Here is a 26,322-nt window from a genome sequence, read left to right as displayed (position 1 = left end):
CTGACTGGATTGAAGATGCACTCAGTTGAGCTTTTTCAATCCTACTCAGCCTTGCAGGGGTGGTACAACGAAATCTTTCTACAAGATTTCTGTCCCTCTCCCAAGTGAGGCGCCTAGGAAAGCGAGGATAGGTAAGCAATCTCTAGAAAACCACTTAATATATATTGATATTAACCCGCCATCCATGATGGAGAGCCAAATAAAAACATCCTTCTATACATATACTTTCAAAGCTTTTGTTAGAAGGATGTTCAACATGACGAACTATTTAATTAAAGTCATCGATTAAGCAGAAGTCTGAGTTGAATTCACTAAGTTACCTTCACTGTCATACAATTCAGGTTCTTTTTCTTCACTGATTGTATCACCCGTAATGATGACTTTTACGACACCATCAGATGAAGGAATATCATACATAATATCGATCAATGCTTCTTCTATGATAGAACGAAGACCACGAGCACCTGTTTTACGTTCGATAGCTTTATCACTAATTGCAGTGAGCGCTTCATCCGTAAATTCTAATTCGACATCGTCAAGTTCTAACATCTTAGTATATTGTTTAACCAGTGCATTTTTAGGTTGTGTTAAGATATTTTTCAATGCACTGACATCCAATGTTTCTAAGTTTGCGACGATTGGTACACGACCGATAAATTCAGGAATTAAACCATAAGATTGAAGATCTTCTGGACGAATTTGTTCTAAAATTGCATCTTCATCATATTTATCTGCTTCATTACTTGAGAAGCCAATCACTTTTTCACCTAAACGGCGTTTGATGACTTCATCGATACCATCGAATGCCCCACCTAAGATAAATAGAATGTTTGTCGTATCAATTTGAATCAACTCTTGGTTCGGATGTTTTCTGCCACCTTGAGGCGGTACACTAGCGGTTGTGCCTTCTAAGATTTTAAGCAATGCTTGTTGTACCCCTTCACCAGAGACATCACGAGTAATCGATGTATTTTCAGATTTACGAGCTACTTTATCAATTTCATCGACATAGATAATACCTTTTTCAGCTTTATCTATATCAAAATCAGCAGCCTGTATTAAACGGAGAAGGATATTTTCTACGTCATCACCGACATAACCTGCTTCTGTTAAACTTGTCGCATCTGCAATTGCAAATGGAACATTAAGTGTTTTTGCAAGTGTTTGTGCAAGTAATGTTTTACCACTACCAGTAGGTCCAATGAGTGCGATATTACTTTTTTGTAATTCAACATCATCTTCATTATTAGGTCCAAGTTGTTGGATACGTTTGTAGTGATTGTATACCGCTACAGCTAATGATTTTTTAGCTTTTTCTTGCCCTATCACATAGTCATTCAAATGATCCATGATTTCTTTAGGAGTCGGTAATTCTTCTAATTCTTCAGGTTGAGATTGTGCGAGTTCTTCTTCTACAATCTCAGAACATAATTCAATACATTCATTACAAATATATACGCCACTTCCTGCTACAAGTTTTTTAACTTGGTCTTGATCCTTACCGCAGAAAGAACATTTTAGGTTTTCTTCATCTTCATTGAATTTGAACATTTTTACACCCCTATTCCGTAAAGACTATACTAGATAGTATTTTAATATGCAAATAGTAGCTTCCACAAATGTTATGCATAAAGTAGTGTAGCAGATACATTACTTAAATGCATCTGCTACTTATTCATAGATTATTTATATTACTTAGGTATGTTTTGAGTAATATTGATAATTATTATTCTTCTTTGTTAGCTTCAGATGATTCTACTAATTTAGCCTCATCAACTAAGAAATCGATCACTTTTTGAATTCTAACATCATTTTTAATGATATCAGTATTACCTAGTGTTTTTTTGATGTCTTCAACTGAAATGTTGAATTGTTGACTCATTTTATCGAGTTCACTATCAATATCTTCATCAGATGCTTCAATATTTTCAGCATTTGCGATAGCAGTTAATGTTAAGTTTGTTTTCACACGTTCGTGTGCATCGTCTTTCATTTGTTCTTTAAGTTGATCTTCGTTTTGGCCTGAAAGTTGGAAATAAGTTTCTAAGTTAAGGCCTTGTTGTTGAAGACGTTGAGCAAACTCTTGAAGCATGCGATTTGTTTCTGTTTCGATCATTGCATCTGGAATGTCTACAGTTGCATTGTCAGTTGCTTTAGTAATCGCTTCTTCTTTTTGTGTATTTTCTACATCTGTTGCTTTATGTTCAGCTAGATGATTACGTAAGTTTTCTTTGTATTCATCTACTGAATCAGCATCTGAATCTAATTCGTTAGCGATTTCATCGTCTAATTCTGGCATATCTTTATATTTGATATCGTTGACTTTTGTTTTGAATGTAGCTTCTTTACCAGCTAATTCTTCTGCATGATATTCTTCTGGGAAAGTAACGTTTACGTCTAATTCTTCCCCAGCTTTAGCTCCTACAAGTTGATCTTCGAAACCAGGGATGAACATGCCTGAGCCAATTTCTAGGTCGTAGCCATCTGCTTGGCCACCTTCAAATTGTTCACCATCTACATAGCCGTCAAAGTCGATGTTAACTGTGTCGCCTTCTTCGACTTGTCCATCTTCTTTAACAACCATATCAGCTAAATTGTTAAGTTGGTTATCAATTTGTTGTTGTACTTCTTCGTCAGTCACTTCAGTACTTTGTTTTTCAATTTCAAGACCTTTGTAGTCACCTAATTCTACTTCAGGTTCAACGACAACAGTTGCTTCGAATTTCATGTCGTTACCTTTTTCGATTTGAGTGATATTGATTTCAGGTTGAGCGACTGGTTTAATGCCAGTTTCATCGATGGCATTACCGTATGCTTCTGGTAGTAATAAATCAACTGCATCTTGATATAATGCTTCAACGCCAAAACGTTGTTCGAAGATTTGGCGAGGTACTTTACCTTTACGGAAACCAGGTACGTTCACTTGTTTAACTACTTTTTTAAATGCTTTATCAAGCGCTTTATCTACTTCTTCTGCAGGAACTGTAACTGATAGTACGCCTTCGTTGCCTTCCTGTTTTTCCCATGTTGCTGTCATGTATAAAAACCTCCATGATTAACCTATTTTATTTTTCAACCTCATCATTATAGCATAGGAGACCAAACTACACAAACCTAGCGTTCGTCTCGTGTTCGATGACGTTTACTCATAACTCTTTTCATTTATATACCCTAAATCAGATCACTTAATTGTGAATCAATTTGCTGAAGTATAGGGATGATTTCATTTGACTCATCTAAACTTTCCAATCCAATCATGGCTTGGAAATAATTTTTGTACGCCTCAACCCAGACCTCAATCGGAGCCTTTGCTTCAAGGTCTAGCGGATAAAGATGAATGGCATGTATGGCAAACACATCGGTGATTGGATCTTGTAGAGCTCCGAGAGCATCACCAAGTTCTTTCAATACCCTTGGCGCAATTTCAGTCTGTAGACTATAATGCTCTATATCTGGCAGTTCACTCGGGATGATGTCTATAGTATGACCTAATTTTTCTATTTTAATTGTGTCATTACATTGGGCTTTTTGTAAATACTCTAGCATAAGAGAAAGGACATTTGGTGCGAGCTCAATCGAATGGATAAGATTGATCATTGTTGATTGATACTGGAATTGACCGCTATCAAGTAAATTAAGTAATGCATGAACTTGCTGTTCGTCACTGAGTTGATCAAATTGTTCTAAAGATTGAACGGCTGCTTGATGTGACTGTTCAAGTTTACCTTGTGCATAATCTTTAATAGGAAGTAACTCCATTCGTGTGCGATGATTATTAACTTCATCAATGACTTGATTGATGACTTGCACAGTCTCATAATATTGTCCTAATCCATTTAAACTTTTGACATAGTAAATAATTAATTCATCATAGTTACGATGCCCTTGTTGTAGTAAAATAATGACTTCTTCTCTAAGTTCTAAATAATAACCCAACTGATATAACATGGAACACTTCATGAGGGATAGTTGTTCATCCATCTCGAATTGTGATTCGTATGTTTCTATCAATTGATACATCGCTTCATAATCTTCCTGTTGATACGCACGTTTAATATCTCTAATTAATTTGTTTTTAGATTGTGGAAATGGAATTATATCAGACATTGACACACTCCTATGCTAGTGCTTCCAAAATTAGCGCACTCCATGTTTCAAAATCATCATAATTATTAATATCATCGTAAGATTTCCATGCTATTTTCAATGTGTCAGTTTCTTTTGCTTCTACATCGTCGCTTGAGACTTTGATTTTAAAAACAACACCTAAATGCACTTGTCCTACTTCGTTGGTATCATCGTTTATAAAACCAATGTATTCAAGATCTTGTGCATGTTCATCGCTGAGTCCCACTTCTTCGTTTAATTCACGTTGCGCATTCGTGCGGAAAGCTTCATTAATTGAAGAAGCATCTGGCACATCATTCATATGACCACCGACACCAATTGAAGATTGTCCGTGTAGTCTTGCTTCTCCGCCACCAGATAAGCGATCATAAACTAGGATTTCACCTTTTTCATTTTCCAATAAACAATAGGAGATTAATTGTTTGTAACTTGGATCTTCTTCCATATCACCACGACGTTTAACTTCGTATTGTGATAGTGTTTCATAAATAGCTTGTGCTTGAGACTGATCTTCAGCTAAAAAGCCGTTAAAATGATGCTTTTCATCATCGAAAACGGTCTTTCTTGGTACTACGATAATTTGTTCATCAAATTTCGACATAATAATCTCCTTTTCTTGTGACTTCTTAATTATTTTATCAAAAGTGCATAAAGTTTTAAAATAATCGTGATAGTGGAATCACTGCAATAAAAAACGCTTGGGCTAAACCCAAGCGTTTTATCTTACCTTATTTTAAAGCTTCTTTAGCTTTTGATACTAATTCGCCGAATGCTTTATCGTCTGAAATAGCGATTTCTGAAAGCATTTTACGGTTGATATCGATACCAGCTTGTTTTAAGCCGTTCATTAAACGTGAGTAGCTGATGTCGTGTTGACGTGCAGCTGCATTGATACGTGTGATCCATAATTTACGGAAATCACGTTTTCTTTGACGGCGGTCACGGAATGCATATTGACCTGATTTCATGACTTGTTGTTTTGCTACTTTATATAAAGTGCGTTTTGCACCAAAGTAACCTTTTGCTAATTTGATCGTTTTTTTACGACGCGCTTTTGTTACTGTTCCACCTTTAACTCGTGGCATAAAGAATTCCTCCTTGTATATGTGTTCCTTATATTATGTCTTTACGAAATAGACTATCGTTAGATTTAATCGAATAACTTCACTTATTTTTTATAAGCTAATAATGATTTAACGCGTTTCATATCTGATTTGCTAACTAATTTAGCTTTACGTAATTTACGTTTTTGTTTTGTGTTTTTATTTGCAAATAAGTGAGATGTGAAAGCTCTTGAACGTTTTAATTGACCTGAACCAGTTCTTTTAACACGTTTAGCAGCTCCACGGTGTGTTTTCATTTTAGGCATGATAATTTCCTCCTACGATTAATTGTTTATTTTTCGTTTTGTGGCGCAAGCATGATGAACATTTGGCGCCCGTCCATTTTAGGTTTTTGCTCAACGGTTGCAATATCTTTAGTTTCTTCGGCAAAACGTTCTAATACGCGTTGACCGATTTCTTTATGAGTGATTGCACGTCCTCTGAAACGAATAGAAACTTTACATTTATCGCCTTTAGACAAGAATTTACGACCATTTTTCAATTTTGTATTGAAGTCGTGATCTTCAATTGTTGGACTTAAGCGAATTTCTTTAACGTTGATTGTTTTTTGTTTCTTTTTCATTTCTTTTTCTTTTTTCTGTTGTTCGAATTTGTATTTACCGTAATCCATAATTCTTGCAACAGGTGGTTTTGCATTTGGAGCAACGACGACAACGTCGAGCTCAACGCGTTCTGCCATTTCTAGCGCTTCACGTTTAGATTTAACACCAATTTGTTCGCCATCTTGGCCGATTAAACGAATCTCTTTTGCGCGAATTTTCTCATTTACTTGAGTTTGATCTTTTGCTATGGTTGACACCTCCAAGATTTTTACGAAATTATCCCAAGCAAAAGAGCGGATAGCATACGCTACCCGCTCTCTTTCATACATGATTGTTCCATGTCGTAGTAACCTGCCAACTGCTCTATGGCGTCGCTACAGGTGAGAAGCGGGTGCTTCTACTTGGTTCGTTTCGTATTCAACAAGAACAATCTTAGCAACTTACGTCCTATAAGTCAATACTTTTCAATATTATTTTTGATTCTCATGATGTTTCACTTCATCCATTTTGAAATCTTGTCTTAAATCAACTTCTTCTAATGGAATCATTTTAGTTTTGTAACGTATTTTATGATAGAAGAAGAAGATTAAGAATATCGGTATACCCATATATGTCATGATAAAGCGATTGAGATTAAAATCACCGGATTGGATAAAGTCAACATCTTGACCGATAATGACTAGCACACATAGGATACCTGCAAAGATCGGCCCGAATGGGAACCATTTGGCTTTATATTTCAATTTAGATTTATCGTAGTTTTGTTTACTAAATGCACGTCTAAATCTGTAGTGGCTGATCGCTATACCAACCCAAGCAATGAAGCCTGTCATACCACTTGCCGCAACAATGTATTCATAAGCATCACCACTAATATGTTGTAAGAAGAAGATACCTACGACAATTGCTCCAGTTACGATAAGTGAAATGTAAGGTACCCCACTTTTGTTTGTTTTACCAAAAGCAGAGAAAGCAAGTTTGTCTTTACTCATTGAATACAACATACGCGTTGATGCATACATACCAGAGTTACCTGCAGACAACACGGAAGTTAAGATGACTGCGTTCATGATAGAAGCAGCAAATGCGATACCTGCATGTTCAAATACTAAAGTAAATGGTGATGTCGCAACATCCTCTTCACCGCCCATAAGAGCTGGACTATCATAAGGTATTAACATACCGATGACGAAAATCGCTAACACGTAGAATAATAAGATTCTCCAGAACACTTGTTTAATCGCTTTCGGTACAGCACGTTCAGGATTTTCTGATTCACCTGCTGTAATACCAATTAACTCTGTCCCTTGGAATGAGAATCCAGCGATTAAGAATACACCTAAGATAGAGAGTAAGCTTCCGCCTAAGCCATCACCGAGTATCGGACCTTCTCCTTTAGTGAAGGTATCAAAGCCGACATATCCTCCACCCATAATACCGAGAATGGTTAACAACCCGATCACAATAAAGACAATCACAGTGACCACTTTAATCAGCGCAAACCAGAACTCACTTTCACCATACACACGAACAGATAAAGCGTTCAGTGCAAAGATGATAACTAAGAAAATGAGACTCCATATCCAAGCCGGAATCGCTTGCGTCGGTGACCAATACTGAATAATCTGTGCAGCGATGGTCACGTCTGCAGCGACTGTAATAACCCAGTTAAACCAATAGTTCCAACCGAGTGCGAACCCAAGTGATGGATCGACAAAGCGTGTTGCATACGTACTAAATGATCCTGACACTGGTAAATACGTTGCCATTTCACCGAGTGACGTCATTAAGAAGAACACCATGGCACCGATGATTGCATAACCGAGTAATGCACCTAAGGCACCGGCATCATGTATCGCTCCACCAGAGGTCATAAAGAGACCTGTACCGATACAGCCACCAATGGCAATCATCGATATGTGTCGATCTTTCAGACCCCGTTGTACATCGTTGTTAGCATTATTTTGATTTCCCATAGAAGTTTCCTATCCTTTCCTACATAGAGGGGAACGACTAATATGTTTATCACTACAGTTGCTTGTCTTAACTTCACATGACTCAAAAGCGATGAGTGATTCTAATGTAACCATATAAGCTCTGACAAACAGTGTTTAAGCAAAATCAAAAATGGTTGCATACCTTTTTGATATGCAACCATTTAGATGATTTGTATTCGGTAGCACATCACATATGTGACAGTTCAGTTTCTTTCGAATACTGCCCCAACAAACATTAGTAATGGCTAATGTTCATTTCGGCATCTTTACCTTTCACCACGATAGCATCTGTCCCATTAGACAGCTATGGTGTTACTCATTAAAGACGCGACCTCTAACTCTTATTTTCAATAATTTTTAAATGCTTAAATATAAATATACATGAATCATACTGATGTTTCAAGCATCACTTTATGATCTTTGTTTTTTCAAGCGAATTTCATCGATTAAATTCCAGATGAACTCGTCTTTTTCCACTGTTTCTTGATCTTTGGAACCGTATTTTCTAACGTTGACTTCTTGGTTTTCAACCTCTTTATCACCTACGACAAGTTGATAAGGGATTTTTTGCATTTGTGCTTCTCTAATTTTATAACCCATTTTTTCATTACGATCGTCGATTTCAACACGGACACCGCGAGATTTTAATTCATCGAGAATCGTACGTGCATAGTCATAATGAAGATCAACATTAACTGGAATAATTTCAACTTGTTTTGGTGCTAGCCATGTAGGGAACGCCCCTTTTGTTTCTTCTGTTAAGAATGCGACGAAACGTTCCATTGTAGATACAACACCACGATGGATGACCACTGGACGATGGTGTTCTCCATCTTGACCGATATAAGTTAAATCGAATTTTTGTGGTAATAAGAAGTCGAGTTGTGCTGTAGAGAGTGTTTCTTCTTTACCCATCGCTGTTTGTACTTGTACGTCGAGTTTAGGACCATAGAATGCGGCTTCACCGATGGCTTCTTCATAAGCTAAGCCGAGTTCATCAACCGCTTCTTTTAACATCGCTTCCGCTTTATTCCACATGTCATCGTCATCATAATATTTATCTTTATCTTCAGGATCACGATAGCTGAGACGGAAACTGTAATTTTCAAAGCCAAAGTCCTCGTATACATCTAAGATTAAGTTTACCACGCGTTTAAACTCTTCTTTGATTTGGTCAGGTCTTACGAAAATGTGGGCATCATTTAATGTCATACCTCTCACACGTTGTAGACCTGAAACCGCACCACTTGCTTCATATCGATGCATTGTACCGAGTTCAGCAATGCGGATTGGTAATTCACGATATGAGTGTGGTTTGTTCGCATAAACCATCATATGGTGAGGACAGTTCATTGGTCTAAGTACCATGTTTTCATTTTCATCTAAGCTCATTGGAGGGAACATATCTTCTTGATAGTGATCCCAGTGGCCTGATGTTTTGTATAAATCAACGTTTGCCATGATAGGTGTATAAACATGATCATAACCCATACTTACTTCTTTATCGACAATATAACGTTCAATTTCACGACGAATCGTTGCACCGTTTGGTAACCAAAGCGGTAAACCGGCACCTACTAATGGGTTTGTCGTAAACAATTCTAATTCTTTACCGATTCTACGGTGGTCACGTTCTTTGCGTTCTGCCAACATATTTAGGTGTGCTTTAAGATCTTTTTTGTCAAAGAATGCAGTACCGTAGATACGTTGTAACATTTTATTGTCACTATCACCGCGCCAGTATGCACCTGCAGTAGATAACAATTTAAACTCTTTTATTTTAGATGTTGACGGCACGTGGACGCCATGGCATAAGTCTGTAAACTCACCTTGAGTATAAAGTGTGACGTTTTCATCTTCTGGAATGGCATCAATCAACTCTAATTTATAAGGGTCATCTTTGAAGAAATCTTTAGCTTCTTCACGTGATACAACTTTACGTTCGATTTTATGATTTTCATCTACAATTTTTTTCATTGTTTTTTCGATTTGGTCGAAATCATCTGAAGAAATATTTTGTTCTACATCGAAATCGTAGTAGAATCCACCATCGATGACAGGACCTACACCAAATTTTACATCTCCGTATAGGCGTTTTAACGCTTGTGCCATGAGATGAGCAGTAGAATGACGCAACACTTCAAGTGCTTCATCGCTACCAGGAGTGACGATTTCAATAGAACCATCTTCTTCAAGTGGACGTGTTAAATCTACCATTTTGCCATTAAATTTACCTGCAACTGCTTTTTTACGTAATCCAGGACTGATTGATTGTGCGATATCTTCAGTTGTTGTGCCTTGATCAAAGGCCTTTGTATTACCATCTGGAAACTGAATATTAATTTGATCCATCACTGATATCCTCCTATTTAGCATCACTTATCAAAGTCATCGTATTCCTCATTTGAACAAATAAAAAAGACCTCACTCCCATCACAGGGGCGAGGTCTTCGCGGTACCACCCTAATTTTAAGCATACGCATGCCCGGGAGCATGTCGATATGCTTTGCTCTTTCTAAGATAACGGTCTTGAGCCGAGTATTCATTACAAATACTATATCATGAGGGAGTAACTCAAGTGCGTAATAGCTAAACTTGCAGCTGACGTTAGCTCTCTGGATATTACGACAATCTTGAATTGTGTCCTCACATACGTTCACTTTGATTAAGATTTAATTATATTATACACCTTGTCGCATAAAATTCAATCTTCTCGATGATTTTTTCCTTCAAGATAATACGGTTTGGCTAACACTTTTATGCGTTCTAATATACGCGCAGCCTTTGTAAGCTCTGCACCTTCACGTGTCACAGATAGATGATGTTCCAGTTCAGTTAAATCCATGTTTGAGCTGAAAAACGTTGGGAGTTCATGAATCATACGATAGTGTAACAACGGCCCGAGCACTTCATCTCTGACCCATGGTGTCGTTTCTTCGGCCCCTATATCATCTAACATGAGAATGTTCGCTTCACGTACACTTTGTAATTTAATTTCAAATGTCCCATCTTTAAAACTGCTTTTCAGTGTGCGAATCAATTCTGGCAAATATACAAGTGTTGAATGGATATTGTCATATTTTAGTTCATTTGCGATCGCACCAAGGATAAATGATTTACCTGTACCGAATGGGCCATATAAATAAAATCCCTTTTTAGGTGGATTTTCGGACGTCATTGCCTGGCAAAATTGTTCAGCAGCTCCAATAATATCCACCCGATTCCGGTCACTCATGTAAATATCTTCCAGTCGAGCGTTAAGTGTATCTTGTTGCATAAAATGAGACGTAATCATGCTAGCTTGTTGTTTTTCTTCATCGTGCTTTATTTTACATGGACACGGAAGATAACGAATTTTGATATGATTTTGATCAACATAAAGCTCAGGCACATGACCTTTTACGAAATTCGGACAATCTTTAAATGCATGACCATCATAATGTTTTTGTTGATCTTTATATTCTTGTAAGACATTTAAATCTTCATCAATCATCGCATTGGTGAGTTCTGCACGATGATCTTCGAGAAATTGTTTCACATCTGGATCGTTGACAACATCTCTTTTAATCTTCTCAATGCGTTTTTGTAAATCACGGGAAGGCCCCATGATATCGTTGAATTGTTGCATTTAAAACTCAGTCCTCCTTCCGTCGTTGTCGAAGTCTTTTAGCTAATGCAGCTTTTTCTTTTTCAAATTGGGCTGTTTCTTCTTCCGACATTTGTGTACCTTGTTGCTCTTTATTATTGTCAGATTGATGGCGCTCTTGCAACCATTTCGGTGTCATCTCGCGAGAAACAATTTTCTTCGGTCTTTGAGTATACGATGACTTGTTAGCTTTTCGTTTTTGACTATTTTCTTTTTGCTTCATGATATGCTCATAGGCTTGCGAAGCTGTTTCAAATTCCAATTTTTTCCAATTTGACGCGATTTCTCTTATATAGTCTTTCGGTAAACGGTAATCGTTTTTAAGCATTACGTATTGTAAGAGCACATTGGTCACGCCAAATGATAGCTTTTGTTGTTCTACTAATTCTTCAACGAGTGCTTTTTGACTCACTGTCGGTTCTGAATCAGACCATGATACGAGCATATCAATCGGACTCGTTTCATCTAACAACTTCATATATTGTTGCATTGACATGTTTTCATCATCTTGCTCGTGAGATCCGTCAGCTTTCGAATCATTTGATTGTATTGACTGGTGTTCATGTTTTGCTTGTAAGCGAGGTAGGTGCTGTTCATGTTCCATCAAGTAATAAGAACGTGCATGCTTTCTCAATTCTTCAAAGGATAATTCCTGTGCGCTCGTGATGGATTTTAAAATAATCCGCTTCATATCTTCTGGCGTTAAACCATACAGCGTCGCAAGTTGAATGATTAAGTTTTTAGCTTCTTTAGTCACGATATTCGTACTAATAAAGTGCGATTGCAACAAATCATATAACTGTTCAAAATCGAATTGTACGTGACTGAGATCAACTCCATCATATGTTTCATCTCGTCTTACAAGTTGTGAATCCGGCACATCTTTATCACGTGGGATAGAAAAAACATCTGTGTATTTACGTGTTGTTTCCTGATACTGTGATAAATCAAAGACATCTGTTTCTTCAAAATATGCTTTCAATTGTAAGTAACGCTGTTTACTCACTTCACTATATAAATAAACAGAGAGCATTGGATCATTAAAAAATTGACTTGCTGTTGGAGGTTGAACCAATTGGTAAACAAATGAGGATTGATTTTCATCGTGTTTTACAAATGTCTTTACAAGTCCGATCCCTTCTAATAAATCCATCGCTTGGCGAAACTCTGATAAGTTCGTTTTCAACTCATTCATGATGACGTAATGCGTCATGACCGTTTCTTTTGGTGTATCTTTAAACTGGTCTAAATAAATATATAAGCCAGTCGCTTGCGCACCGATGAGCGGCGTAAATAATCGATTTAAAATATCTAAATGTTGTTGCGTAAAAATAAAGTGACGTAACACTTTGAAATGATCATGCGGTCTTAATCCGTAGTCATATGACTGTAAACCCATTTATGAATCACTCCGATTTTCTTGTGACAGCATACCTTGCATTGAGCTTAATAATTGATCAATATCTTTAAATTCTTTATATACTGAAGCAAATCTCACATAAGATACTTGATCGACTTCCATCAATAGATTCATGACGAGTTCTCCGATTTCTCGAGAAGAAACCTCTGCTTGGCCTCCGTCTCTTAATCCCCATTCAACACTGTTCGTAATTTCTTCTAACTGTTCATAACGGACTGGTCGCTTCTCACATGAACGCACTAATCCATTTAATATTTTTTCACGTAAAAATTGTTCTCTAGTGCCATCTTTTTTCACCACGATCAGTGGGCGTTTCTCAATATGTTCGAATGTGGTAAATCGTGTCCCACATAATTCACATTCTCTTCTACGTCTAATCGCATTCACTTCGTCTGCATGTCTTGAATCAACAACACGAGAATTTGTAGCATTACATTTCGGACATTTCATATCTATCACTCATACACAAATAGCAATTATTACAGGAAATAAAATATTTTGCTTTCCGATAATCTTCTTACATCCCCTGCTATAAGACAATGTTCTAATCAATAACATTGTCTTACACTTGATGATTTGTGTATTTTGCTCCTTTCCTCCATAATTCATACTCTATATTTATCTAATAAACTGTGTTGATTTCGTAGCTATGAGATTACTTTCATAGACATGTTAAAATGAGAGTTTCAACCTAATATGAGGCATAATCAATGCACTATCACACATGAACTACAATTGGTCTGTCAGTTTGAATTATCATCTATTATACTATAAAACCTCACATCTCTTAAAGTATAGTCAATTAGAATAAGAAGACACCCAACAAGTGCCGTTAACTTCACCTTTTTAGCTTGAGCTTCTTTTCTGACTTTATTTCGCAAAACAAAAGACCGGGAATTAATTTCCCAGTCTTACACATTTAGTATCTTGTTTAGTTTGAACTTTTAGTCTGACTTAAAATGATTGTGCTGTTGTCGTTTGTTTGGTTTCTAATTGCTCACCGATTTGTTGCGCAATCTCTACAACTCGGTTTGAGTAACCCCATTCATTGTCATACCAAGCAATGACTTTTACTTTGCGGCTACCCATTTGCATTGTACTCAATGTATCCACAATGGCTGAATGAGGGTCAGTATTGAAGTCTACTGAAACAAGTGGTTCATCCACTGTATCAATGACACCTTGTAAGTCATGGGCTTTAAATGCTTGGTTCACTTCTTCTACTGTAACATCTTGTTTTAAATCGACAACGAGATCGACGAGAGATACATTTTTCGTGGGTACACGTAATGCTAAACCGTGAAGTTTACCTTCGAGTTCTGGCATGACTTCTTTTAGTGCTTTTGCTGCACCTGTAGAAGTTGGAATAATACTTTCGTTACATGAACGAGCACGACGTAAATCTTTGTGTGGATTGTCAATGTTTTTTTGATCATTTGTAATCGCATGAACTGTTGTCATGAGACCATTTTCAATGCCAAATGTATCATTTAACACTTTCGCTACAGGACCAATACAGTTCGTCGTACAAGATGCATTGCTAAAGATATCGTATGTATCTAAATCTAATTGGTCATTGTTGACACCTTTAACAACCATTTGTACATGTCCGCCTTTAGATGGTCCAGTGAGTAATACTTTTTTCGCACCTGCATCTATATGTGCTTGTGCTTTATCCCCGTGATTAAATACTCCTGTGGCATCAATTACAAGGTCTATACCGAGCGTTTTCCATGGTAAATTTTCTGGATTACGATCAGAAACTAGTTTAATTTCGTGTCCATCTACTTTGATTCCAGTTTCAGTTGCTTCAACCTTTTTATCGTATCTACCATGCGTCGTATCGTAATTAACTAAATGAGCAATCGTTTCTGGTGGATAACTCGCATTAATAGCAACGATGTTTAGATCTTCTTTTTTCAATGCGATTCTCAACACCATTCGCCCAATACGTCCCATTCCGTTAATTGCAATATTTGTTGCCATTTAAAGCACCCCTCATCATTTGTGTTATACTTTTATAAGTTGAGTATAACATAAACAACGAAATATGAAAGCGATTACGCAAATTTATTTAAAAAAAGTCTTTGGAAGTTATTGCTTTAAATAACATTAACTCCCAAAGACTAATATCTATTTTTATTCATTTATTTTACGAATTAGTATCGTCATCATTTTCTGGATCGTAAGCTTCAATAAAGCCTTGTTCAATCAACAGTTTCTCTAGATTTTGTTTTAATTGCAGTTTTGAATCCAGATTGTCGATCACATGGTCTGCCATACGGCTTTTCTTATCGATTGAGATTTGACTATAGACACGTGCCTTCGCATCTTCCACAGACATATCATTTCGCTCCATCAAGCGATCGATTTGAATACTTTCAGACGTATACACGAGCCATACTTCGTCTACCGTATCTTGGAGTTCATTTTCAAATAGAAGCGGAATATCCATGATGACGTTGTGCCCTTGTGCCAGATATTTCTCTTTCTCTTCATCCATGATCTGACGGACAATGGGATGAACAATTTGATTTAATTCAATGCGTTTTTCTGGTTGGTTAAAAACGATATCTCCGACATATTGTCTGTCCATTTCACCATCGGGTTGAATCGCTTCATCTCCAAACGCTTCACGCACTTGTTCTAAGCCTTTCGTTCCTTTAGCTACTGCTTTTCGAGAAGCAATATCCGCATCGACGATTTTAAATCCATAAGCGGTCAGTAACTCTGAAACCGTTGATTTACCTGATGCGATACCGCCAGTTAATCCAATGACTTTTGGCATAATTTCCCTCTTTCTTTATCGTTGGCATGCCGGACAATAATGACTATTACGTCCTGCAACAATTTTAGTTTCAATCGGTGAACCACAATTGTGACATACCTTTTGCTTATAAACATTTAAGTGTAACTGCATCGTACCAGCCGCACCATCTGCATGTCTATAATCTGAAATGCTGGTACCTCCGTATTTTATACCCTTTTCCAACACATTTCGAACATGTTGAAACAAGCGCTCTTGTTCATTGTGTGTAAGGTCTTTAACAAGCTGTGCAGGATCTATGCCACTTTCAAATAACGCTTCACAAGCATAAATATTACCACATCCAGCTACAACGCGATGATCAAGTATAAACTGTTTCACCGGTTTATTTTGGTAAAATTTTTGATTAAAACATTCAAGATAATGCGGATAAGCATCCTCATCAAATGGATCTGGTGCGATCTCTAATAATGATGGATATGCATCGTAATCTGAGATATTTCGTATTTCTCCAAAGCGTCTAATATCAGAATAAACGAGCTTCATACCATTACTTAATTCGAAAATCACGTGCCAGTGTTTGCGATAATTCGGCACGCTGATGTCTTCGAGTTGTGACACGATAAAGAAGCCACCTGCCATACCGAGATGGCTCACAAGTATCCGTTCTTCATCAGCTTTACGAATATTGAAGGTAATGTATTTACTCAATCTTGTTACACGCTCAATCGTATAGCCTTCTGTGTAATGTTTAAAATCGTTGAGTGTGCTTCCTTTAATAATCGTTTCACGACCTGACGCTTTACCTTCTGCAACTTTATCAGAGAACACGACATGTGTTATCGTTTCCCCTTCGATAAATGGTTGTATGCCTCGTTTAACATGTTCAACTTCAGGAAGTTCAGGCATACCTACACCTTCTTTCTATTTGGCATCGTACCATGTATCACCGTAACTAGATTCTACTTCTAACGGTACATCGAGATCTAATGCATGATCCATGACGTCTGTGATGAACTCACTAAAAGCGTCAACCTCATCTTTAGGTACTTCAAATATTAATTCGTCGTGCACTTGAAGTAACAATTCTGCATGGAAATCTGTGTCTTGCACTTCACGATCATAGTTGACCATCGCAAGTTTAATAATATCGGCCGCACTACCTTGTATTGGTGTATTCATCGCAATACGTTCGGCGAAACTACGTAGGTTAAAATTACGACTCGTGATATCTGGGATATATCTACGACGATGTAACAATGTCTCTACATAGCCCTGTGCTTTCGCTTCTTTAACGATGTTATCCATATATTCTTTCACTTTTGGAAAGCTATTTAAATAGTCATCAATAAAGCGTTTTGCTTCCTTACGTGTAATACCAAGGTTTTGGCTCAAACCATAATCACTAATACCATACACAATACCGAAGTTGACTGCTTTCGCTTGGCGACGCATAAGACTATCCACATCATCGCTTTCTACGCCGAACACTTTTACTGCTGTTGCACTATGAATATCTTGATCTGCGTTAAAGGCACGTTTCATACTTTCATCCTGCGTAATGTGCGCCAGTACACGTAATTCAATCTGAGAATAATCCGCAGAAAGAATGACGCTATCTTCATGTGACGGTTTGAATGCGCGACGAATTTTACGGCCTTCTTCTAAACGCATCGGGATGTTTTGTAGATTTGGATCGACAGAGGATAAACGACCTGTTTGCGCTAACGTTTGGTTGAAACGCGTATGAATACGTTCATCTTCTCCAATATCTTTTTGTAAACCTTCGATATACGTAGATTGCAATTTAGATAATGTACGATATTCTAAAATATCATCAATGATCGGATGCTCACCTTGTAATTTTTCTAATACATCAACGGCTGTAGAATAACCTGTTTTCGTTTTTTTAATAACTGGTAATTTCAGTTTTTCAAATAATACCACACCTAATTGTTTAGGTGAATTAATATTAAATGTTTCACCAGCCGCTTCATGGATTTGAGCAATGAGTCGGTCTAATTTTTGTTGAATTTCAGTTTCCATATCTTGTAAATCTGTGACATCTGTATAAATACCGCGCACTTCCATCTTACTCAAAATACGTGCAAGTGGTAATTCAAGATCCGTGAGTAAAGCACGTTGATTATGAGATTCTAAGATTTCTAGCATACGAGGTTGAGATTGATCAACACTTTCTAATATGGTTGCAACATGGTAGTTCAATTGATCATCTTCAGGGATTTGACGTTTTTTTCCTTTGCCATAAATTTGGACGTCTGAACGAACGTAGTTTTGTTGATATTCCGTCATCACAGAATGCACATCTTCTATTGTATGCGAAGGATCAATCAAGTAGCTCGCAAGCATGGCGTCAAACGTAATGCCATTAATGTCAATATCTAGACGTGCAGCAAGTGCATAAGTTTTCTTCGCGTCATAAACGACTTTTTCCGTATTTTCATCTGCTAACCAGTTGACTAATGCGGAATGTAATGGAACTTGTTTGGCATCGATAACGACGTAATGTGTCCCATCGTAGATTCCAAATTTTAATATATCAGCTTTTAAGTAATTACTATCTTCATTTTCAAAATGAATGACCGCTTCAGACAATGTTGAAAAGTCAATATCTTCAATATCAGTAGAGACTTCTATTTCTTTTTCTTCTACTTCGCTGTCATCATTTTCTACATCTAAATTTGCAATCAATTGCTTGAATTCTAATTTTTGGAATAGCGCAATTTTATCGGAATCATCGGTATCCTCAGGTAATTTCGCATCTTTAACTGAAACCTCAATTGGACTTTCACAATTAATTGTCGCAAGCTGTTTACTCATAAACGCATCATCTTTTGCTTGCTCTAATTTTTCTTTTAATTTTTTACCTGACACATCGTCTATATGGTCATATACACCTTCTACTGTATCGTATTGTTTCAACAGTTTGATTGCAGTCTTTTCACCTACGCCCGCAACACCAGGAATGTTATCAGAACTATCACCCATCAATCCTTTCATATCGATGATTTGTTTCGGTTCAAGTCCTTGATATTTTTCCGCAATAAATTCCGGTGTGTAATGATCGACATCAGTCACGCCTTTTTTAGTGTAATAAATCGTTACTTTGTCTGTTGCGAGTTGAGTTAAATCTCGGTCCCCTGTCACAATAATGGTTTCCATACCCGCTTCATTCGCTTGTTTACTCAATGTACCAATAATATCATCCGCTTCATAATTGTCTAATTCATAATGTTTAATATGATAAGCATCTAACAATTGTCTCACATAGGGTAACTGTTCACTTAATTCTGGCGGTGTTTTTTGACGGCCACCTTTATAATCACTGTAAGTTTCATGTCTGAAAGTTGTTTTACCCGCATCAAATGCGACTAAGAAATGATCCGGTTGCTCTTCTTTCATGATTTTTTCTAATAGCATTGCAAAACCATAAATCGCATTCGTATGGATACCTGCTTTATTTTGAAGTAATGGTAATGCATAAAAAGCACGGAAACTTAAACTATTACCATCTATTAATACTAATTTACTCAATGTCTCAACCTCCAGTGCTATTTGTATCCTATTTTATCACATCTTGTAATTGAGCCGAACTCATTCGCTGTGGTATGCAATTCCGATTTTGCATGTGAGTAAGCATAAAATAAACCCCTCCACACTTTGTTGGTTAAAAGTGTGCAGGGTCTGTATGATTAGTCGAAGAAAGTCACTCTAAATGTTGAACCTTCCCCGAGTTCACTATCTACATTGATACGTCCATGATGGGCTTCAACGACATGTTTCGTAATCGAAAGTCCAAGACCTGTACCACCAGAATCTCTACTTCTCGCTTTATCTACACGATAAAATCGTTCGAAAATATGTTTTTGATCTTCGGGACTAATACCAATACCATAGTCCTGTACCTCAAGAATATGCTTTTTATGATCATTGAACACACGAACTATAACTTCTTTACCTTTAGGAGAATAGTTTATCGCATTCGCAAGTAAGTTAACGACAACTTGCGTCACTTTGCCTTGTTCTCCATCGATAATGACATTCGGATCAATTTCATTGATGAGTTCAATGTCTTTTTGTTCGGCTTTCGTAGATAAATTTTGAATCTGTGATTCAGCGATACCTGATAAATCAACGGGTTCAGTTTCCAATTCAGTTTGTTGTTCGATATGTGAAAGATCAAGTAAATCTAACACGAGGGTCTCGATACGATTAGATTCTTTTAAAATGATATTTAAGAACATATCGAGTGATTCGGTATCTTCTTTTGCGCCATCTAACAGTGTTTCGGCAAATCCTTTAATAGAGGTAATCGGTGTTTTCAATTCGTGAGAGACATTAGCCACAAATTCTCTACGAAGATTTTCGAATTTTTTCAAGTTGGTAATGTCATGTAACACGAGCACCATACCATAAAGATTTTTCTTAGATTTAGATAAAATCGGCACACAAGACGTGTCAAAGTACTTGTCATGCACTTCATTAAATCGAAGTTCAATTTGTTCGTAAATCGGTTTTTCCGTTTGGAACGCTTGTGTGACAATGGTTTGTAAATCCATATCTAAAATATCAGTGTAACTCCGTTCGATAATCTCCATTTCAGGAGTAAAAACATCATAATAGGACTGGTTAGCTACGACAATTTTACCGTATCGATCGATCATTAATACGGAACTTGGAATGTTTTTAAGCGTCGTTTTCAAACGGTTAGATTGTAATTTTTGTTTATGGTTCAAACGTTGTAATTTACGAGCTAATTCGTTGGTTGTCACAAATAAATCTTTCGGCTCTTTCACGTTACTTTCTGGTACGCGGACATGATAATATCCATCCGCTAATAAATTCGTCGCATAAGTGACTTCGTTGATTGGTCTAATGTAAGTCCGATTGATACTGCGCACGACGAAGAAAATGATGATTAATACAAACAAGCAAATGAGAGAAATGTATTTCCATATTTGAACTTGTAAATCAATAATCCCATTGTTGATACCACTCAATATGATATCTTTGCCATCATACTGATGTTTGTATGTAAATCGACGATCGCCTTGGTATTTATCATAGGTAAGATTGGAAGGATTCGCTTCATTATAAATACTGTGATTCACATCCACTCCATTGTTCACACTATAAATGGTATTGTCATCTTCTTTAATAATGACGGTTAAATGTTCAGATTTAGCATTGGACTGAATTAATTGTTCTTTATCGTCGTGATATAAATTGATAAAATGTTCGGCTTCGTGATCTAGATCTGTTTCTTGATTTGAGGTCATCGTCTCAAAGACCACGTGCGAAATGATTAAACCTAAACCTATGAAACTCCCAATGGTAATTGTACATAAAAGTATTAAGAGTCGTTGATGAAATTTGAGCATTAAGCTTTAGGACGCTCCAATTTATATCCTAAACCGCGGACGGTCTTAATTAATTTCGGTTGTTTAGGATTTTCTTCTAATTTATCTCTTAAGTGACTGATATGCACATCTACGATACGAGAGTCACCAGCAAATTCATAATTCCAAACAGAATTTAACATATGTTCACGTGTGATTACGCGGCCTTGTCGCTCAATAAGATAGAGCAACAATTCAAATTCTTTCGGCGTTAATTCTAAGAGTTCTCCATCGCGATATACTTCAAAATATTCTGGTCTGATACGAATAGATCCAATAATAATGTCGTTGTCATCCGTTTCTTCTTGTTCCGGTTCACTCACCATAGATGAACGTCTGAGAATGGCTTTGACACGTGCAACCACTTCTCTTGGAGAAAATGGTTTTGTCATATAATCATCTGCCCCTAGTTCTAATCCTAAAACACGATCGAATTCATCATCTTTAGCGGTTAACATTAAAATTGGCACTAAATTTCTATCAGAACGAATGCTTTTACATACTTCGATACCATCTTTTTCAGGTAACATAACGTCTAACACAATTAAATCAGGATGAACAGTGTTAACTTTGTTTAATGCAGCGACGCCATCATATGCTACATCAACGACGTAGCCCGCTTGTTCTAAATTATATTTAAGTAACGTTACGATTGATTGTTCATCATCAACAACTAGAACTCTTTGTGACATAATGTACCTCCATCTTTATGTTTACAATGTTAATTATAACGTAATTTCAAATAAAAATAACATAACTTAAATTAGATTTACATAATTTTTACAGTATCGCAATGTTTTTAAAATACCTAGCACATCCTACTTTAATAAAACCTCAATAGATGGACGAAAAAGAGAGCTCCGTCAAACGTGGTAAAACCTTTCACATGTTTTATCTATCATTTGCCATAAGCTCTCCTTAAATTAATGATATTAAATTTTAATGTACGCCTTCACTTGAGTTAATCTAAATTTTTAATGAGTTCATCCGCAAACTCAGAAGTAGAAACTTCTGTTGCGCCTTCTAACATACGAGCGAAGTCATACGTTACAACTTTAGATGTAATTGTTTTTTCTACAGATTCAGAAATGAGATCCGCTGCTTCTTGCCAACCAATATGTTCTAACATCAATACAGCACTTAACAATTCAGATGAAGGATTGACTTTATTTAATCCTGCGTATTTTGGCGCTGTACCATGGGTTGCTTCAAAGATGGCATGTCCTGTTTCGTAATTAATGTTCGCACCTGGCGCAATACCGATACCACCGACTTGTGCCGCTAATGCGTCAGAAATATAATCGCCGTTTAAGTTCATTGTTGCGACCACGTCATGGTCTTCAGGTCGTGTTAAAATTTGTTGTAAAAAGATATCTGCGATGGAATCTTTTATGATAATTTTCCCTTCATTTACGGCTGCTTCTTGCGCTTTATTCGCTTCGTCTTTACCTTCTCTTTCAACTATTTCATCATATTGTTGCCATGTAAAGACGTGATCCCCAAATTCGTTTTGAGCTACGTCATAACCCCACTGTTTGAAAGCACCTTCTGTAAATTTCATAATGTTACCTTTATGCACGAGAGTTACAGATTTACGGTTATTATCTATGGCATATTGTATGGCTGCGCGTACTAAACGTTCTGTCCCTTCTTTTGAAACGGGTTTAATACCGATACCAGATGTTTCAGGGAATCTGATATTTTTTGCGCCCATTTCATTTTCTAAGAAATCGATCACTTTCTTAACTTCCTCAGTACCTTCTTTGTATTCGATTCCTGCGTAAATATCTTCAGTATTTTCACGGAAAATGACCATATCTGTTTTTTCTGGATGCTTAACAGGAGATGGAACACCTTTAAACCAACGTACAGGTCTTAAGCACGTAAATAAATCTAACTCTTGACGTAATGCTACATTTAGAGAACGAATACCACCGCCAATTGGGGTTGTTAACGGCCCTTTAATGGCGATCAAGTATTCTTTAATCGCTTCTAACGTTTCATTTGGAAGCCATTCATTTGTCGTATCATATGCTTTTTGACCTGCTAAAATTTCTTTCCACACAATTTGTTTCTCACCATTGTATGCTTTTTCTACAGCTGCATCGATCACACGTCGTGCCGCTTTCCAAATATCTGGTCCAATACCATCACCGATAATAAATGGAATAATAGGATCGTTTGGTACATTTAATAATCCTTCATTTGCTCGTTCAATCTTGCTACCTGCCATAATGTATAACCTCCAACTCGATTATTAATCGTGATTTATTGTTTGAATGATTTAACGTTCTTCAATTGGAACATACTTGCGGTCTTTCTCACCGATATATTTCGCACGTGGTCGCATGATGCGATTGTCTCTATATTGTTCAAAAATATGAGCAATCCAACCGGCTGTTCGACTTACTGCGAAAATAGGTGTGAACAGATCATGTGGGATATTCAAGCTGTGATAGACCGTTGCACTGTAGAAGTCTACATTCGCAATGAGTCCTTTTTTCTCTTTCATTTGTTCTGCTATTTTGACTGAGATATCAAATAGTTGTTTCTGGCCTGTTTCTTCTGTAATTTTACGACTCATCTCTTTTAAGTATTTCGCTCTTGGGTCTCCGTCTTTATACACACGGTGCCCAAATCCCATAATTTTTTCTTTATTTTCTATTTTGTTATCAATATATGCTTCCACTTCATCGATAGATTTAACTTCTGAGAGCATATTCATCACACGTTCATTCGCACCACCGTGTAATGGCCCTTTGAGTGAGCCCACTGCAGCAACGATACCAGAGTACATATCTGATAAAGAGGAAACCGCACAACGCGCAGTGAACGCTGAGGCATTTAATTCATGGTCAGCATGTAATACAAGTGCCTTATTAAACGCTTCTACTTCGATATCATCAGGCAATTCTCCTCTTAACATATACAAGAAGTTACCAGCATAATTTAAGTCTTTGCTTGGTTTAACAGGCTCTTTGCCTTCTCTAACTCTTGCAAATGCTGTGACTAACGACGCAATTTTCGCTTGAATACGAATGGCGCGTTCTAACTTTTCTTTGTCTTCTTCATCTTCAGCATTTGGATCGAAATGTGCAATGTATGATACAGATGTTCTTAATGCCGTCATCGGATGCACATTATCAGTCGCATATTCTTCAAAATGACTGTATACACGAGGATTTAACGTCATATAATTAAATAGCTTTTCTTTTAATTCATTTAGTTCTTCTTTATTAGGTAAGCGATAGTGCCACAATAAGAAAATAATCTCTTCAAATTCAGCATTTTCCGCTAAATCATCTATAGCATAACCCGCATATGTTAATTGACTATCGATGATTGAACTCACTTTTGTTTCAGCTGCAATGACACCTTCTAACCCTTTTTTAAGTTCTGCCATATCAATTTCCCCTTTACTCTTTCGTAATGAAACAGATACATTACTACTTTCCACTTATATGTTTGTATCGCAATCTATATGTAATAACGCAGTTGTTTCATCTGTGTCTTACTCATAATCATACCATGAGGTGAAAACAGATTATAGTTCGATCTCTTTTATGATTGTCAGCGTGACTGTCGCAAACATTGATGTAAGAATGAAGCTTCTCCTAAACAATCTTATTTTTATTCAAGTTTGGCTCAGCACAACTGATTTAAAAACGTATACAAAATGATATGTCCATCCCTAATACTTTCCCCTTTAGTCACATTTTGTATAATCTTATCTTACTTTGAAATCGGATTCATTTCAATTATCTGAAATTTTTAATTATTTATTAAATGTGATAACGATTCATAATGCTAACACAAGTATAAATTTTACACGATACGAATATTCGTTCTTGTCATATCCTTTTTTCAATAGCATAATGTTGTATATAGAAAAAGGAGTCTTGATATATGGCAAAACAACAATTACAAAGAGAGCTCAGTAGCCGACACGTCCAATTGATTGCAATTGGAGGAGCGATTGGAACAGGACTCTTTTTAGGGGCTGGGCAAACCATTGCTTTAACAGGTCCCTCTATATTATTAACCTATATTATTATCGGGTTTATGCTCTTTATGTTCATGCATGGACTCGGTGAAATCATGGTTGAGAATACAGGTTTTAAATCATTTGCCGACGTCACAAATGCTTACATAGGTCCGTTCGCTGGATTCGTAACTGGCTGGACATACTGGTTCTGCTGGGTCATTACCGGCATGGCAGAAGTGACAGCCGTAGCCAAATACGTCAGTTTTTGGTTTCCAAACATACCGAACTGGATCAGCGCATTATTCTGTGTCTTAGTATTGATGTCATTGAACTTATTAAGTGCGAAAATGTTTGGTGAATTAGAATTTTGGTTCTCTATCATCAAAATTGTTACAATTCTCGCACTGATTGTGGTCGGTATTATTATGATACTCATGGCTTACGAAACCACTTTTGGTAAAGCATCCGTGTCTAACCTTTATGACCACGGTGTATTTCCGAAAGGTCTCAGTGGTTTCTTGATGTCCTTCCAAATGGCTACATTTTCATTTGTAGGGGTTGAACTCATCGGTGTCACAGCTGGAGAAACACAAGATCCAAGAAAAACAATCCCCAAAGCCATCAACAGTGTGCCTTTACGTGTACTTATATTTTATGTCGGTTCACTGTTCGTCATAATGTCAATCATTCCTTGGGAAAAATTAGATCCTGAAGAAAGTCCATTTGTAAGACTTTTCTCACTGATCGGTATTCCATTTGCAGCAGGTGTCATTAATTTCGTCGTATTAACGGCAGCGGCATCCTCATGTAATAGTGGTATTTTCTCAAACAGCCGAATGCTATTCGGTTTGGCGAATGAAGACCAGGCACCACCTATTTTTAAATCTAAAAATAAACACGGTGTGCCAAACGTCGCGATTATTGTTTCTTCGATGATGTTACTTATTGCAGCATTGCTCAATTACATCATACCGAATGCAACACTCGTATTCTCCTATATCACAACGATTTCTACCGTCCTGTTCTTATTTGTATGGGCTTTAATCACGATTGCATATATTCGTTATGCAAGTCAGCATCCAGATGAGCATCAACAAGCGATTTATAAATTACCAGGTGGTAAAGGAATGGCATATGTTGTGTTAGGTTTCTTCCTAACTGTATTTATATTACTGTTTATTAACGAGACAACACGTATTGCGATCTTCCTTACCCCAATATGGTTTATCATATTAGCACTTATGTATTGGCGATATAGAAAAGTAAAACAGCAATTGGATAACTAAAAGAAAA

The 26,322-nt window shown here is 36.9% G+C and carries 21 protein-coding genes, 1 riboswitch and 1 other annotated feature; of the genes, 1 reads left to right on the top strand and 20 read right to left on the bottom strand.

Annotation, left to right across the window (positions count from 1 at the left end; genetic code table 11):
- Nucleotides 1-285: 285 nt before the first annotated feature.
- The 20 genes from clpX to ACSBRB_RS00770 form a co-directional block, all read right to left on the bottom strand.
- Complete coding sequence (clpX, locus tag ACSBRB_RS00865) at nt 286-1,551, bottom strand: ATP-dependent Clp protease ATP-binding subunit ClpX (RefSeq protein ID WP_107391565.1); 1,266 nt, start codon at nt 1,549-1,551, stop codon at nt 286-288.
- Between the two features lie 175 nt (nt 1,552-1,726).
- Complete coding sequence (tig, locus tag ACSBRB_RS00860; protein WP_435031193.1) at nt 1,727-3,037, bottom strand: trigger factor; 1,311 nt, start codon at nt 3,035-3,037, stop codon at nt 1,727-1,729.
- Nucleotides 3,038-3,171: 134 nt separating this feature from the next.
- The gene (locus ACSBRB_RS00855) at nt 3,172-4,107 is read right to left on the bottom strand and encodes a hypothetical protein (protein WP_435031192.1); all 936 of its coding nucleotides are present in this window, start codon (nt 4,105-4,107) and stop codon (nt 3,172-3,174) included.
- Nucleotides 4,108-4,117: 10 nt separating this feature from the next.
- The gene (locus ACSBRB_RS00850) at nt 4,118-4,729 is read right to left on the bottom strand and encodes an NUDIX domain-containing protein (RefSeq protein ID WP_435031191.1); all 612 of its coding nucleotides are present in this window, start codon (nt 4,727-4,729) and stop codon (nt 4,118-4,120) included.
- A gap of 127 nt (nt 4,730-4,856) precedes the next feature.
- Nucleotides 4,857-5,213, bottom strand: coding sequence for a 50S ribosomal protein L20 (gene rplT / locus ACSBRB_RS00845; protein WP_059107181.1), 357 nt, complete (start codon nt 5,211-5,213; stop codon nt 4,857-4,859).
- A gap of 83 nt (nt 5,214-5,296) precedes the next feature.
- The gene (rpmI, locus tag ACSBRB_RS00840) at nt 5,297-5,497 is read right to left on the bottom strand and encodes a 50S ribosomal protein L35 (RefSeq protein ID WP_059107180.1); all 201 of its coding nucleotides are present in this window, start codon (nt 5,495-5,497) and stop codon (nt 5,297-5,299) included.
- Between the two features lie 26 nt (nt 5,498-5,523).
- Complete coding sequence (infC, locus tag ACSBRB_RS00835; RefSeq protein ID WP_083498176.1) at nt 5,524-6,051, bottom strand: translation initiation factor IF-3; 528 nt, start codon at nt 6,049-6,051, stop codon at nt 5,524-5,526.
- 22 nt (nt 6,052-6,073) lie between these two features.
- Nucleotides 6,074-6,203: a sequence feature (ribosomal protein L20 leader region), on the bottom strand.
- A gap of 61 nt (nt 6,204-6,264) precedes the next feature.
- Nucleotides 6,265-7,770, bottom strand: a complete 1,506-nt coding sequence (locus ACSBRB_RS00830; protein WP_435031190.1) for an amino acid permease — start codon at nt 7,768-7,770, stop codon at nt 6,265-6,267.
- Nucleotides 7,771-7,963: 193 nt separating this feature from the next.
- Nucleotides 7,964-8,136, bottom strand: a riboswitch (Lysine riboswitch).
- Nucleotides 8,137-8,202: 66 nt separating this feature from the next.
- Nucleotides 8,203-10,143 carry a threonine--tRNA ligase gene (thrS, locus tag ACSBRB_RS00825; RefSeq protein ID WP_435031189.1) on the bottom strand — a complete coding sequence of 647 codons (1,941 nt, stop codon included), beginning with the start codon at nt 10,141-10,143 and terminating at the stop codon, nt 8,203-8,205.
- A 352-nt stretch (nt 10,144-10,495) separates the two neighbouring features.
- Nucleotides 10,496-11,419, bottom strand: coding sequence for a primosomal protein DnaI (gene dnaI, locus ACSBRB_RS00820; protein WP_435031188.1), 924 nt, complete (start codon nt 11,417-11,419; stop codon nt 10,496-10,498).
- Nucleotides 11,420-11,426: 7 nt separating this feature from the next.
- Complete coding sequence (dnaB, locus tag ACSBRB_RS00815; RefSeq protein WP_435031187.1) at nt 11,427-12,836, bottom strand: replicative helicase loading/DNA remodeling protein DnaB; 1,410 nt, start codon at nt 12,834-12,836, stop codon at nt 11,427-11,429.
- Entirely contained in the window at nt 12,837-13,307 is a 471-nt protein-coding gene (gene nrdR, locus ACSBRB_RS00810; RefSeq protein ID WP_435031186.1) for a transcriptional regulator NrdR, read from the bottom strand.
- Between the two features lie 504 nt (nt 13,308-13,811).
- Entirely contained in the window at nt 13,812-14,843 is a 1,032-nt protein-coding gene (locus ACSBRB_RS00805) for a glyceraldehyde-3-phosphate dehydrogenase (protein WP_435031185.1), read from the bottom strand.
- Between the two features lie 166 nt (nt 14,844-15,009).
- Nucleotides 15,010-15,645, bottom strand: a complete 636-nt coding sequence (coaE, locus tag ACSBRB_RS00800) for a dephospho-CoA kinase (protein WP_435031184.1) — start codon at nt 15,643-15,645, stop codon at nt 15,010-15,012.
- A gap of 15 nt (nt 15,646-15,660) precedes the next feature.
- The gene (gene mutM / locus ACSBRB_RS00795) at nt 15,661-16,533 is read right to left on the bottom strand and encodes a bifunctional DNA-formamidopyrimidine glycosylase/DNA-(apurinic or apyrimidinic site) lyase (RefSeq protein WP_435031183.1); all 873 of its coding nucleotides are present in this window, start codon (nt 16,531-16,533) and stop codon (nt 15,661-15,663) included.
- A 15-nt stretch (nt 16,534-16,548) separates the two neighbouring features.
- Entirely contained in the window at nt 16,549-19,179 is a 2,631-nt protein-coding gene (gene polA / locus ACSBRB_RS00790; protein ID WP_435031182.1) for a DNA polymerase I, read from the bottom strand.
- 158 nt (nt 19,180-19,337) lie between these two features.
- A complete protein-coding gene (gene pnpS / locus ACSBRB_RS00785; RefSeq protein ID WP_435031181.1) occupies nt 19,338-21,026 on the bottom strand; it encodes a two-component system histidine kinase PnpS in 1,689 nt (562 codons plus the stop codon).
- On the bottom strand, nt 21,026-21,736 hold the full coding sequence (locus ACSBRB_RS00780; protein WP_059107168.1) for a response regulator transcription factor: 711 nt from the start codon (nt 21,734-21,736) through the stop codon (nt 21,026-21,028). Before ACSBRB_RS00780 ends, pnpS begins: the two co-directional genes overlap by 1 nt.
- A gap of 269 nt (nt 21,737-22,005) precedes the next feature.
- The gene (gene icd, locus ACSBRB_RS00775) at nt 22,006-23,277 is read right to left on the bottom strand and encodes an NADP-dependent isocitrate dehydrogenase (protein WP_435031180.1); all 1,272 of its coding nucleotides are present in this window, start codon (nt 23,275-23,277) and stop codon (nt 22,006-22,008) included.
- 51 nt (nt 23,278-23,328) lie between these two features.
- Nucleotides 23,329-24,447: a citrate synthase gene (locus tag ACSBRB_RS00770; RefSeq protein WP_435031179.1), complete on the bottom strand. Its 1,119-nt coding sequence runs from the start codon at nt 24,445-24,447 to the stop codon at nt 23,329-23,331.
- Nucleotides 24,448-24,950: 503 nt separating this feature from the next.
- Between ACSBRB_RS00770 and ACSBRB_RS00765 the strand changes: the two genes are divergently transcribed.
- Complete coding sequence (locus ACSBRB_RS00765; protein WP_435031178.1) at nt 24,951-26,315, top strand: amino acid permease; 1,365 nt, start codon at nt 24,951-24,953, stop codon at nt 26,313-26,315.
- Nucleotides 26,316-26,322 lie beyond the last annotated feature (7 nt).

Source organism: Staphylococcus auricularis, from assembly GCF_051172115.1.
GTDB classification, from domain to species: domain Bacteria; phylum Bacillota; class Bacilli; order Staphylococcales; family Staphylococcaceae; genus Staphylococcus; species Staphylococcus auricularis_A.
The sequence above is the reverse complement of the archived record's forward strand: the minus strand, read 5'-3'. Positions and strand labels throughout refer to the sequence as shown.

Bases quoted from the DNA above. Each gene is read 5' to 3' on its own strand.
- clpX (WP_107391565.1), bottom strand. From the start codon at position 1,551: ATGTTCAAATTCAATGAAGATGAAGAAAACCTAAAATGTTCTTTCTGC.
- tig (WP_435031193.1), bottom strand. From the start codon at position 3,037: ATGACAGCAACATGGGAAAAACAGGAAGGCAACGAAGGCGTACTATCA.
- ACSBRB_RS00855 (WP_435031192.1), bottom strand. From the start codon at position 4,107: ATGTCTGATATAATTCCATTTCCACAATCTAAAAACAAATTAATTAGA.
- ACSBRB_RS00850 (WP_435031191.1), bottom strand. From the start codon at position 4,729: ATGTCGAAATTTGATGAACAAATTATCGTAGTACCAAGAAAGACCGTT.
- rplT (WP_059107181.1), bottom strand. From the start codon at position 5,213: ATGCCACGAGTTAAAGGTGGAACAGTAACAAAAGCGCGTCGTAAAAAA.
- rpmI (WP_059107180.1), bottom strand. From the start codon at position 5,497: ATGCCTAAAATGAAAACACACCGTGGAGCTGCTAAACGTGTTAAAAGA.
- ACSBRB_RS00830 (WP_435031190.1), bottom strand. From the start codon at position 7,770: ATGGGAAATCAAAATAATGCTAACAACGATGTACAACGGGGTCTGAAA.
- thrS (WP_435031189.1), bottom strand. From the start codon at position 10,143: ATGGATCAAATTAATATTCAGTTTCCAGATGGTAATACAAAGGCCTTT.
- dnaI (WP_435031188.1), bottom strand. From the start codon at position 11,419: ATGCAACAATTCAACGATATCATGGGGCCTTCCCGTGATTTACAAAAA.
- dnaB (WP_435031187.1), bottom strand. From the start codon at position 12,836: ATGGGTTTACAGTCATATGACTACGGATTAAGACCGCATGATCATTTC.
- nrdR (WP_435031186.1), bottom strand. From the start codon at position 13,307: ATGAAATGTCCGAAATGTAATGCTACAAATTCTCGTGTTGTTGATTCA.
- ACSBRB_RS00805 (WP_435031185.1), bottom strand. From the start codon at position 14,843: ATGGCAACAAATATTGCAATTAACGGAATGGGACGTATTGGGCGAATG.
- coaE (WP_435031184.1), bottom strand. From the start codon at position 15,645: ATGCCAAAAGTCATTGGATTAACTGGCGGTATCGCATCAGGTAAATCA.
- mutM (WP_435031183.1), bottom strand. From the start codon at position 16,533: ATGCCTGAACTTCCTGAAGTTGAACATGTTAAACGAGGCATACAACCA.
- pnpS (WP_435031181.1), bottom strand. From the start codon at position 21,026: ATGCTCAAATTTCATCAACGACTCTTAATACTTTTATGTACAATTACC.
- ACSBRB_RS00780 (WP_059107168.1), bottom strand. From the start codon at position 21,736: ATGTCACAAAGAGTTCTAGTTGTTGATGATGAACAATCAATCGTAACG.
- icd (WP_435031180.1), bottom strand. From the start codon at position 23,277: ATGGCAGGTAGCAAGATTGAACGAGCAAATGAAGGATTATTAAATGTA.
- ACSBRB_RS00770 (WP_435031179.1), bottom strand. From the start codon at position 24,447: ATGGCAGAACTTAAAAAAGGGTTAGAAGGTGTCATTGCAGCTGAAACA.
- ACSBRB_RS00765 (WP_435031178.1), top strand. From the start codon at position 24,951: ATGGCAAAACAACAATTACAAAGAGAGCTCAGTAGCCGACACGTCCAA.